The following is a 267-nucleotide window of genomic DNA, read 5'->3' on the forward strand; positions in this document are numbered from 1 at the left end:
CTGGACCATGTATTTGTGGGTGGGCTTGTATCTTCGCTTGGTGCTTTGGTGCCGGATTACATGGTTCCGTCGAGTTTTGTCGGAGTGACGCATCTGCCGCTGACGGCCTCGGGCAAGCTGGATCGGGCGGCCTTGCCGCAGGATGAAGGCGAGGTCGCGCGCGCAGCGTTCGTCGCGCCGGGCAGCGCCGGTGAACGGCAGGTCGCGCAGGTGATGGAAGAGCTTCTGGGGCTTTCCGGCATCAGCGCGCTGGACGATTTCTTTTCG

General features: G+C 62.9%; 1 protein-coding gene. It reads left to right on the plus strand.

All coding sequences use genetic code 11. The annotated features are described in order from the left end of the window. The coding region (locus Q5Y75_RS28440) for a hypothetical protein (protein WP_306203667.1) at positions 1 to 267 on the plus strand (267 nt) is incomplete at both ends.

This window comes from Ruegeria discodermiae (genome assembly GCF_030758345.1).
Lineage (GTDB): Bacteria > Pseudomonadota > Alphaproteobacteria > Rhodobacterales > Rhodobacteraceae > Ruegeria_C.